The organism is Clostridium senegalense JC122, from assembly GCF_000285575.1.
Taxonomy (GTDB): domain Bacteria; phylum Bacillota; class Clostridia; order Clostridiales; family Clostridiaceae; genus Clostridium_J; species Clostridium_J senegalense.
On the sequence record NZ_HE611053.1, the window covers coordinates 225,434 to 237,336 of the forward strand.

Below are 11,903 nucleotides of genomic sequence, written 5' to 3' on the forward strand. Positions count from 1 at the left end.
TGAAACCTTATTTTGAAATTTTAGAAAAACAAGGAATAGTTTTACCAGAAATAATAGATGAAAAGTTATGTGCTACTAAGATAAATGGTCCATGTATACAAATTATACCGATAGCTATGTACCAATAAATCTATAAAAAACATAAATAAGATTATATAAGATTTAATTACACTTATCTTATATAATCTTATTTTTTATTATTTAATAATAATTGACAAAATTTTTACTAAATAAGTTTACATAATTTAAATTAAGTATTTAATTAAAATTGTAAACTAAAAAATACAAAATATTATAATTAAAAGTAATATAATACTAATTTGAAAATTAAACTATAGTATATAGGAATCTATAAAAGGAGTCGCTTAATTGAAAAGATATATTAAAAATACAAAGTTAATATTTAAAAAAATAGATATGTTAATGAAAAAGATTAATATTAATAAAAAAGATGGTAATGAATTTTTAAATAAAGGGATTTTAAATTATAAAAATAATGATTATAAAGAGGCAAAGAAATTTTTAGAAATTGCTTTGAATTTAGGGTTTTTAGATGCATCATATTATTTAGGTTTAATACATTTAGATGATAGATTTGAATACTTTAATTATGAAAAAGCAAAAGAGTATTTCTATATTTCTGCAATTAAAGGTAATAGTTCAGCACAAAATAATTTAGGTGCACTTTTTTTAAATGTATATAAAGACTATGAAAAAGCAATAAAGTGGTTTAAATTATCTGCACAAAGTGGTGAGGTAAAGGCTCAAAGCAATCTAGGACAAATTTATTATAAAGGATTAGGTGTAGAAGTTGATTATATAGAAGCGGAAAAATGGTTAAAAAAAGCTAGTATAAATGGTTATAAATTTGCAGATGAATTTTTATATAATTTGTATGATGAAGATGGAAATATAATTGACATAAAAAACAAAAAATATCTATAAAAAATGGAATAGAAAAAGGTGAATGTAAAAGCTTTTATGAAATGGGACAATTGTATGCAAATGGATTGGGTGTTTCAAAAGATTATGAAAAAGCAGTAGAATATTTTCATAAAGCCGCAGAATTAGGATATGAAGAAGCATATGAGATGTTAGGTTCTATATACTGGGTTGGGCTTGATAATATAGATAGAGATTATAAAAAATCTAGATATTGGTATGAAAAAGCAGCAGCGCTTGGAAATCCAAAGGCAAAATTAAATTTAGGAGTTATATATAGCAAAGGGTTATCTGTTAAAAAAGATTATGAAAAAGCATTTAATTTTTATCTTAGTGCTGCAAAAGATGGAAAAATGGAAGCACAATTTAATGTGGCGTGTAATTTTCAAGATGGAAAAGGTGTAGAGAAGAATGACAAAGAAGCTGTAAAGTGGTTTTTAAAGGCTGCTGAATCTGGTGACAAAGATGCTAAATATGAATTAGGATTGTGTTATAAATATGGAAAAGGTGTAGAAAAAAATTTAAATATGGCAACTAATTATTTTATTGATAGTTTTGAAAATGGCTGTAAATTATCAGAAAATCATTTAAAAGATATAAGAAAAATAGAGAAGTTAAATAAAAACATAATTTTCACACCAAAATTTTATAAAAGTTACATTGTTAAAAATGAATATAAAATTGAAATACCAATAGAATGGGATATTGATATTATATATAATGACGATGAAAAAAAGGATTTAAAAATAATTGGCAAAAGTGATAAATATAAAATTAATGATATAAAATTATGGATTACTTTTGTTGAATTTCCATACTCTAACAAATTAGAGTTAGCAAAATATATGAAAGGTATGGGAGTAGATAATATAAAAAATTTAAAATAAATGATAATGATGCATTATCATTTACAAAGGAAAATACTATAGGAAAGACAAGAGAAATATATATTATAAGAGGAGAAAACAGTATATATTTTTTAAAAATATCCTTAGATTCATATATTAAGGATGAATATAGACAGGTAATAAATCATATATTGAATAGTTTTAAAATACTTAATATAAAAAGACATGTTTATGATAAACAATTAGTAAATGAAATGACTAAAAAAGCTATAAATTTATTTAATATAATAAATAATGATGATTAATATAGGGAAACAAGATGCAGTGTTGAATTCTAAGTGGTTCTGAGCATGTCTTACTATTTTAGGCATCCAAATTTTGAAATGGATAATTTAAAAAGCCAACTTATAACTATATATAAGAAAAAGTTTAAATTTTAACTTGTTAAATTTAAAGTTAATTAAATATTAATTGATACTCAGTCATATAAATAGAAATGTAAAATTAAAATAGGATATGTAAAACTTTTATTGAGGTGATTTAAAATGAAAGCAATTATTAATGCTAAAATATATGATTTTAATAACTTTATAGAAAATGGATATGTTATTTTTGATGACAAAATAATTGAAGTTGGGAATATGACTAATTTTAATAGAGATGATATAGAAATTATAGATTGTAAAAATTCTATAGTAATGCCTGGATTGGTAAATGGACATACACATATTTTACCAGAAATTTCAAAAGAACTAAGCATATGGAATGAATTTAAAAATAAAGGTTGTTATTATAATGGATTAATGTTTGGAATTGAGTGTATAAAAAATGGTGTTACAACAATTATAGATCACAGCGGTGAAGAATGTAATAGTTTAGGAACCTTAAATGAATTAAAAAAAGCTATATGTGATAGTTTGTCATTAAGAGGTATATTCTCTTTTAGTACTAGTGAAGATTTAAATATTGATAACTGCATAAAAGAAAATATAGATTTTTTAGCTAATTCTAGTGAAAATTATACTGGATTATTTGGATTAAATTCATCTATGAATTTAAGTGATGAAACTTTGAAAAAAATTGAGAGATATAAAAACCATGCACCTATCCATATTCATATAGCTGAAACTATAGATGATGTAGCAGATTGTATGTCTAAATATGAAAAAAGAATAATTGAGCGATTAAATGATTTGGATTTACTAACAGATAATTCATTACTTGCTCATTGTGTATATGTTAGTGATAGAGAAGCTCAATTATTAAATGAAAAAAATATATATGTAGCTGTAACTCCAACATCTAATATGAACAAAGGATTAGCATCTTTTAATTATTCTATGTTTGAAAAATATAATATTCCTTGCATAATTGGAACAGATGGATTAAGTGCTAACATTACAAGAGACTTTTCAAACTTAGTTTATACTATGAGAAGCAAATATAATAGTTCTAATAGTTTTACATTAAATGATTTAGTAAAAGTTATAAAAAATAATTATGAATATGCAAATAGAATACTTAATATAAAAATAGGTAAAATAGAAAAAAATTATAAGAGTGATTTAATTATAACTCCGTATAAAGAAATAGTACCATTAGATGAAGAAAATATTTTAAATTATATATTCTATGCAGTATTTGATAGTTTTTATCCAAAAGATGTTATATGTGATGGAAAATTTTTAATGAAAGACTATAAAGTTCTTTATGAAAATGAAAAGTTATATGAAGAATCTTTAAAGGTTAGAAATTAAAAGAAACTTAATGTAATATTTTATAAATGGAGGAGTTTTAAATGGATTTAAGTGCAACTATTGGGCAATTGAAACTTAAAAATCCACTTATGCCTGCATCAGGGCCTTTAGTTAGCGATGATAATAAAATAAATATTTTAGCATCTTTTGGATTAGGTGCAATGGTTACAAAAACTATAGGTATAAAAGGTGCAATGGTACCTAAACCTTGCATATATGGAGGCAATAACAAAGTATTAAATTTAAATCTTTGGTCTGAATATTCTCATGAAAAATGGACTGAAGATTTTTTACCTAATATAAAAAGTTTTTTGAAGGAACCTTTAATAATTAGTATTGGTTATAACAAGGAAGATATTATAGTTCTAATTTCCAAACTAGATAAATATGCTGATGGTTTTGAAATTTCCTTAGATTACAACATTGCTTTAAAGGAAGTTGGAGAAATAGTAAAATTGGCAAAGAAAACTACCACAAAACCTATATTTATCAAAATTAATAATTATATAAGGAATTTATTAGAGTTTGTAAAAATAATAAAAATAAATGGTGCAAATGGAATAGTAGCAGTACATTCATTAGGACCAGCTATGGTAATAGATTTAAATGAAAGAGCTGTAAAGTTTGGTAATGAAAAGGGCGAAAGTTATGTTTCAGGTCCAATTGTAAAACCCTTTGCATTAGCAACAATAAATCTAATAAGAGAAAACTTCAAAGACTTTACTATAATTGGTTCAGGTGGAGTATCATCAGCAGAAGATGTAATAGAGTTTTTATTATGTGGAGCAGATGCTGTACAAATGAGTTCCTCTGCAATGATACATGGTAGAGAACTATATAAAGAAATATTAAAAGAATTACCAACGACACTTGAAAAATATGGTTTTAGTTCAGTTGAAGAAGTTAAAAATACAAGGTTGAAAAAAGGAGTAAAATTTGCTTCAAGCTACCCTATGGTAAATAACAATAAATGTATTTCATGTAAGATTTGCGAAAAGGTGTGTCCTTGTTTTGCAATAACAATAAATAAATATCCTATATTTAATAAGTCTTTATGTTTTTCATGTGGTCTTTGTGAAAGTAGATGTCCTCAAAAAGCGATAACTGGGGTGTTTTAAGAATTAAAATAAAAAAGTAATATTAATTAATAATCATAAATAAAATATAAAAAACTTATATAATATAAAAGGGGGAATACTATGATATTAGAAGCAAAAATGAGAGACCTAAAGTTAAAGGGAAAAAAGTTTATAAATAATGGAGAAACAATGGGAATTATTATAAGAAATGATAACTCTCAAATACCTATAGCTATTAAATGTTCAGATATGGATAAATTTTTAAGCCGTTTTGGCGACTATAGTAATATAGTTTTAAATGTTGAAGGCGAAAACATAAACACTAAAATACAAAATGTTGAAAGGCATGTTACACTTCATAATTCAATTCATGTAGAATTTAAAGAAATTAGTATTTAAAAATTATTATATAAATTTTGAAAGCAGTTTTAAAATGGAGTTTAAACTTTATTGCAAAACTGCTTTTTATGTTTTAAATTAAAAAAGTGATTTATCTAAGTGAAAATTTATTGATTACAAATAAATATTTACAAAAAATCTATATTGATATATACTACTGTATATACAGTAGTATATATCAATATAGATGGGGGAAATAAATATGAAATTAGATGTAAAGAAAATGGTTCAAGCATCATTGCTTATGGCAATTGCTATTATAATTCCACTGGTATTTGGTTCAACTTTAAGGGTTTATATACCACCTTTTAGTGCAACATTAGCATCACATGTTCCAATGTTTTTATCTATGTTTTTAGGAATATCCGTTGCATCAATTGTGGGACTAGGATCTTCAATAGGGTTTTTATTTGCATTTCCGGATCCTGTAGTAGCAGCACGAGCATTTATGCATGTTGCTGTAGGGTTTTTAGGTGCTAAATTAGTTGATAAAAATTATAGTTTTAAAAAAGTGGTTTTATTTACTGCACCATTACACGGTGTTTTAGAAGCGTTAATTGTAATGCCTTTTGGATTTAGTTTTAAAGATGCATTAATAATTGTAGGGGTAGGTACAATTATTCATCATATAGTAGATGGAATTATAACAATACCAGTACTTAAAGCCTTAAAACTTGAGAAAAAGGTAGAAAATAATATAAAAAAAGAAATAGCATAAGAAATAAAAAAACCTGTACTTGTTAATTATAATGAGTACAGGTTTTTGAATATTTGAAAATGAAATATAAATAATTAATATTAACAGAATGTAAAATAAGAATTAATTTTTTCGGAAAAATAATATATTTCAATTAATGTATGTTATTATATTTTATGTAAAATAATTCAAATAAAATCTAGATAAAAAGAGGTTTAACATGAGAATAAAAAATGTAATATCTAAAAGAGATGTTAAATTAATTAAAAATACATTTAAATATTTAAAAAAATTTAAAATACATTTTTTAAGTATAATATTTTCTATGATTTTTATGATATTATTAGGAATAATACAACCATTAATAGCAGGTAAAATTATTGAAAAAGTGTCATTACAACAATTTAATGATATATATTATTTTCTTATATTGGCATTATTCATACAAATTATAGAAAGTTTTATAACATCATTAAAGTCTTATTTGGAAATTACTTTAAATAATAAAATTATATTAGATGTAAAAAATGACATGTACAACAGTATACTTAATTTGTCTATGAAAGTTTTTGATAAGGTTGGTATAGGTGAATTTATATCAAGATTACAAGGTGATGTAAATATATTAGCAAATATAATTACAAATGAATTTATAAATACATTAATTAGTATAATAAGAGTACTTATATTATCTATTATTATTTTAAAAATTAATTTAAAGCTATCAATAATAATACTTATTCAATTTCCTATAAATTATATATTAATGTTAAGATTTGGCAAGGAGTTAAGAGAAAAAAATAAATCTCTAAGTAAAATTCAAGATATATATTTTAATTTTATACAACAATCGCTGTTAGGAATAAAATATATAAAAACAAATAATATAAAATATAAAAATTTTGAGAAATTTAACAATATATCTTTAATTTTAAATCAAGACAAAAATAAAATTTCAAAATTTCATAATTTTGCTTACTTTATAATAAAAATTATAAACATAAGTAATAATTTTATTTTAAATATATTTGGATTATATCTTATAATTAGAGGAAATTTAACAATTCAATATTTTGTAGCATTTACATCTTATTCCAAACAATTTTCAGAAGATTTAAACAATATCCTTCAACTTAATGCTACTATACAAAAATCTTTAGTATCTTTAGAAAGAATTTTTGACTTAATAAATAATAATGAAAATTGGGAATGTGAAAAATTTGGACAAAAAATAAAAAATAAAAAAGCAAATATAATTTTTCAAAATGTTTATTTCTCTTATGATAATAAAACGTATATATTAAATGATTTTAATTGTAAAATGAAATCGAAATGTTTAAATGTAATAGTTGGGAAAAATGGTTCAGGAAAAACAACTATTATAAATTTATTATTAAAACTATATAATATTAGTTCTGGAAATATATTAATTAATAATATTAAACTAAATGAGCTAAATGAAAAATCTATTAGAAATCTAATATCAGTAGTTCATCAACAAATTTATATATTTAATTTGACAATAAAAGAAAATTTTAAATTGATTAATAAAAACATTAATGACGATAAAATAATTGAATTGTGTAATTATGTAAAATTAAATGATTATATACAAAATTTAAAAGAAGGGTATAATACAGTTATAAAAGAGAATTGTAATAATTTGTCAGGTGGACAACGCCAGAGATTAGCTTTAGCTTTATGTTTAGCAAGAAACACTCCAATTATAATTTTAGATGAGATCACATCTTCATTAGACGATGAATCTAAAATTATAATAAAGAAAATTGTTAAAAAATTAAGTTTAGATAAAACTATCATAATGATAACACATGATAAAGATCTTATTAATATATCCAATAATATTATAACAATGAATTAAGATATCTAATGATAGTACAATAATCTAAAATTTATAAAAAATAAAAATATTATCTAGAAGGAGAGATTTACATGAATAATAATATCTCTATGGGAAAATTTGCAGATTCATGGGAGGGAAATGGAAGAAAAACTAAAAATATAACATTATGTGTTACAGAAGATTGTAACCTATGTTGTAAATATTGCTATATGGTTGGTAAAAATAAAAAGAAAAAAATGACATTTGATATGGCTAAAAAATGTGTGGATTATTTTTTGAATAATAGAGAACTCTTTGATGAAGAGGCAGTTGTATGGGAATTTATAGGCGGAGAACCATTATTAGAGATGGATTTAATTGATAAAATTTGTGATTATATAAAAATACAAATGTATATAAAAAAGCATCCTTGGTTTGAGGCATATAGATTTAGTTTTTCAACTAATGGCATACTTTATGGTACAAAAAAAGTACAAGGTTATTTAGAAAAAAACAAAAATCATGTGTCTATGGGAATAAGTATTGATGGAAATAAAAAAAACATGATCAACAAAGAATATATCCTAATGGAAAAGGATCATATGATGATGTGAAAAGAAATATTAATTTGTGGCTTAAACAATTTCCAGGATCAAGTACAAAGGCAACATTTACGCATGAAGATATACCTTATTTAAAGGATAGTATTATAAGTTTATGGAACTTAGGTATAAAAGATGTTGCAGCTAACGTGGTTTTTGAAGATATATGGCATGATGGTGATGATATAATTTTAGAAGAACAACTTGATGAACTAGGTGAATATATATTAGAAAATGAATTATGGAAAGATTATTCTGTAAGATTTTTTGATTATTCTATAGGATTTCCACTTAAAGAAGAAGATTTAGATAGAAATTTTTGTGGGGCAGGAAAAATGATAGCTATAGATTGTGAAGGAAACTTTTTTCCTTGTATAAGATTTTTAGACTTTTCTATGAATAATAAAAAAGGTAGGAAGATAGGTGATATAAATAATGGTATAAATACAACTTTATTAAAGCCTTTTTTAACACTTAAGTCTAAATATATAAGTAATGAAGAATGTTTGAAATGTGAGGTTGCAACAGGATGCGCGTGGTGTACTGGGTTCAATTATGATAATTCTAAAAATGACAGTATTTATGATAGAGCAACTTTCAATTGTAAAATGCATAAGGCTACCGTCAAATCAAACAAAAAATTTTGGGACAAGTATGAGAAAAAAACTGGAGAAATATCATTAAGAAAATTATATCGACTTAAAGATAGCAAAAAATATTTGCAAATAATTTTAGATGATTCTATAGATGCTTTTTGTGATTATCATAACAATTTACCAAAAGGAACAAGAAATCTTATGAGCCAGGAAATGTTCGATAAAGCTATAAAAATGGCAATTAATAATGGATTCATTCCCGTATTAATGGGAAAAAATAGAGAAATCAATATAGATTTTTTTAATGAAAATAAAATACCTTTTATACAAATTATTGATAATTATGAAAAATTAATAGAAAAAGATGATATTATTATATATAAAAATAATTTTTCAAAAGAAAATATAAAGAAAATATTTAATTGCATATATATAGTTGATAAAGAATATATAGATAATATATGTTCAAATATAGATTTTTTGAGTAATTATTCAAATAGAATAAACTTAATTATTAGGGATAAAGAATTACTTGATAAAGAAAGTTTAACTAAATATAAAACTCAATTAAATATGATACAAGATATTATAAGTAATAAAAACGATAAAAATCTAGAAATTAATATTGCAACAGATATTTTGAATTTGAAAAAACCTTGTAGTTGTGACAGTGGTAAACATACATTTACATTAGCACCAAATGGTAAAATATATGTATGTCCTGCATTTTACTATGATGATGAAATGAATTATATAGGTAGCTTAGATGATGGAATAGAAAATATAAATAAAAAGGAACTAAAGTTGTATGATAGCTTACATTTTCCTCAATGTGAAAAATGTGATGTATACCATTGTAAAAGATGTACTTTTAAAAATAAAAAACAACTTATGAATGTAACACACCAAGTGATGAGCAATGTATTATTGGAAAAATGGAAAGAGAAATTGCAATGCAAAATCACTAAATTTTTGGAGGTTAAATGGAATGAAAGTAATGGGATATATAGAAACTTATGAAAAAAATAAGATTTTAGTAATTTATGAAAAAATGCTTGCTTTAAAAGAATTAAGTTATTCAGTTGAAGATTATGTTGATAATAAAGAAGAAAAAAATTCATTAATAAAATCAATAAAATTAGACTTTTTAAATGAAGAAATTAATTATGAGAAAAATTGGAACGAATTAATAAAAAAATATAATTGGAAAGTAGATTCTAGTGAAAATTTAATTTTAAATTTTAATGACAATACAGTTTTAATTAAAGAATAATATTACTTAACTTTAATTACAATTTTTGGATGGAGGTATTACTATGGAAAACTTTTTATCAAAAATAAACCAATCTGGTGCACAACCATTTGTAGCTGATTGCGTTTCTGAATGCTCAAAGAATTGTTCTGGATATTGTCAACAAAACTGTGAATTTTCATGTGTAAAATATTGTGCAAATTGTGCCAATACATGTACTGGTATATTATGGAAACAACTTTAAATTAACTATATAAAGTTATATAAATTGTAAAAGTTAAGTAATTTATTTATGTAGCATTTTAGTATGTTTTTCTAAAATGCTACATATTATGTATAATATTAGAAGTTATATAAATCACTTTTGAAAGCTTTTACAACGTACATTTGCTAGTATATCTAATATGAGAATAATAGTTTAACATATAGTAGCATAGAGATCTAAATATAATATATTATTTACAATATATTATATTGATATTTTTATATAAAATAATATATTTACATAAATATTCTATAAGTAGTTATTATGAATTAAATTTAAGGGGGATATCATGAGTTCAGTTTTGGTTTTAGATAATGTTTATAAAAAATACGGTAAAGTAGACATAATAAAAGGTGTAAGTTTTGATGTGAAAGAAGGAGAAATTTATGGTTTTTTAGGTCCTAATGGTGCAGGTAAAACTACTACTATTAGGATGGTTACAGGGCTTATAAAGCCAGACAAAGGGAACATTTTAATTAATGGTTTTGACATACAAAAACAATTTGTACATGCAATGGATTCTGTTGGTGCAATTGTTGAAAATCCAGATATGTATGGAGATTTTACTGGAAGGCAAAATTTAAATATTTTTGCTAAGCTTTATGGAAATGTTGATAAAAAACGTATTGATGAAGTTATTGAAATAATTGGACTTAAAGATAGAATTGATGATAAAGTTAAAAAATATTCTTTAGGCATGAAGCAAAGATTAGGGCTTGGTCAAGCTTTACTTCCAAATCCTAAGCTTCTAATATTAGATGAACCTACCAATGGATTAGATCCATCAGGAATTGTTGATTTTAGAAAAATAGTAAAGGATGTTGTAAGTGAATTTAATACAGCTGTTTTGGTATCTTCTCATATTTTAGCTGAAGTAGAACAGCTTTGCAGTAAAGTTGCTTTTATAGATAAAGGAAAGATTGTTTCCATTGAAAGTATCAATAATTTAAAAAGCGATAATAAAGAGCATATAAACATAAAAGTATCTGAAATAGAAAAAGCAAAGAATATTTTAAAAGAATTAGACTTTATAGATACTATAGAAGCTAAAGATAATTTATTAGCCTTAACGTGTAATAAAGATTCATTTCCAAATGTAATAAAAACTTTAACTTTAAATGATATAGACATATATGATGTTTATAAAGTTAAACAAAATCTTGAAAATAGGTTTATGGAAATTACAGAAGGAGTGAAATAATTGAAATTACTAAAAGTAGAAATTTATAAATTAGTAAAAAGTAAAAAATAATATTATTTTTATACTCTCTCTAATTATTATGTTAGTTTTTAGTGGAGTAGGACTTTACAAAAATACACAAAATGAAAAACCAGAGATAAAAATAAAAACAATGAAAAACTTTTAGTAGATTATAGAGTAAAGGCACAAGATGAAAATTTAAGTGAAGATATGAAAAGAAGTTATGAGCAAAAGATAAAAGTTGTTGAAAAAGAAAATGAAGAATTAGAAGAAGAGATTAAAAATCCTAATTATAATTGGAAAATTAAGTTGGAGGAAGAAAATAAATTTTTAAAAGAAGGTATAGATAGCGCAAAAATAGCATTAGATTATAATCAAATTGAAGAAAATAATGGAAAAATTAAAATTAATAAATATTTATT

13 protein-coding genes are annotated in these 11,903 nt (G+C 23.2%); all 13 read left to right on the forward strand.

The window, feature by feature from the left end:
- The first annotated feature begins 369 nt into the window (after positions 1–369).
- A complete protein-coding gene (locus tag CSGHG_RS15105) occupies positions 370–945 on the forward strand; it encodes a tetratricopeptide repeat protein (protein ID WP_010297037.1) in 576 nt (191 codons plus the stop codon).
- Positions 946–986: 41 nt separating this feature from the next.
- Complete coding sequence (locus tag CSGHG_RS22115) at positions 987–1,829, forward strand: tetratricopeptide repeat protein (RefSeq protein WP_010297041.1); 843 nt, start codon at positions 987–989, stop codon at positions 1,827–1,829.
- A gap of 506 nt (positions 1,830–2,335) precedes the next feature.
- A complete protein-coding gene (locus CSGHG_RS15120; protein ID WP_010297043.1) occupies positions 2,336–3,547 on the forward strand; it encodes an amidohydrolase family protein in 1,212 nt (403 codons plus the stop codon).
- A 41-nt stretch (positions 3,548–3,588) separates the two neighbouring features.
- Complete coding sequence (locus CSGHG_RS15125) at positions 3,589–4,665, forward strand: 4Fe-4S binding protein (RefSeq protein WP_010297047.1); 1,077 nt, start codon at positions 3,589–3,591, stop codon at positions 4,663–4,665.
- Between the two features lie 81 nt (positions 4,666–4,746).
- Positions 4,747–5,025, forward strand: a complete 279-nt coding sequence (locus CSGHG_RS15130; protein ID WP_010297051.1) for a hypothetical protein — start codon at positions 4,747–4,749, stop codon at positions 5,023–5,025.
- A gap of 202 nt (positions 5,026–5,227) precedes the next feature.
- Positions 5,228–5,743, forward strand: a complete 516-nt coding sequence (locus CSGHG_RS15135; RefSeq protein WP_010297055.1) for a hypothetical protein — start codon at positions 5,228–5,230, stop codon at positions 5,741–5,743.
- A gap of 199 nt (positions 5,744–5,942) precedes the next feature.
- A complete protein-coding gene (locus CSGHG_RS15140) occupies positions 5,943–7,604 on the forward strand; it encodes an ABC transporter ATP-binding protein (protein ID WP_010297057.1) in 1,662 nt (553 codons plus the stop codon).
- Between the two features lie 71 nt (positions 7,605–7,675).
- Entirely contained in the window at positions 7,676–8,179 is a 504-nt protein-coding gene (locus CSGHG_RS23350) for a radical SAM protein (protein ID WP_147582258.1), read from the forward strand.
- Positions 8,176–9,783: a CXXX repeat peptide maturase gene (locus CSGHG_RS22820; protein ID WP_147582260.1), complete on the forward strand. Its 1,608-nt coding sequence runs from the start codon at positions 8,176–8,178 to the stop codon at positions 9,781–9,783. The genes CSGHG_RS23350 and CSGHG_RS22820 overlap by 4 nt, the downstream gene beginning before the upstream one ends.
- Complete coding sequence (locus CSGHG_RS22125) at positions 9,752–10,036, forward strand: CXXX repeat peptide modification system protein (RefSeq protein WP_010297058.1); 285 nt, start codon at positions 9,752–9,754, stop codon at positions 10,034–10,036. Before CSGHG_RS22820 ends, CSGHG_RS22125 begins: the two co-directional genes overlap by 32 nt.
- 43 nt (positions 10,037–10,079) lie before the next feature.
- Entirely contained in the window at positions 10,080–10,259 is a 180-nt protein-coding gene (locus CSGHG_RS15155) for a hypothetical protein (RefSeq protein ID WP_010297061.1), read from the forward strand.
- Between the two features lie 310 nt (positions 10,260–10,569).
- The gene (locus CSGHG_RS15160; RefSeq protein WP_010297065.1) at positions 10,570–11,481 is read left to right on the forward strand and encodes an ABC transporter ATP-binding protein; all 912 of its coding nucleotides are present in this window, start codon (positions 10,570–10,572) and stop codon (positions 11,479–11,481) included.
- Positions 11,482–11,691: 210 nt separating this feature from the next.
- Positions 11,692–11,903 (forward strand): hypothetical protein (locus CSGHG_RS23630; protein ID WP_010297067.1); only part of this gene is annotated, 212 nt, incomplete at its 3' end.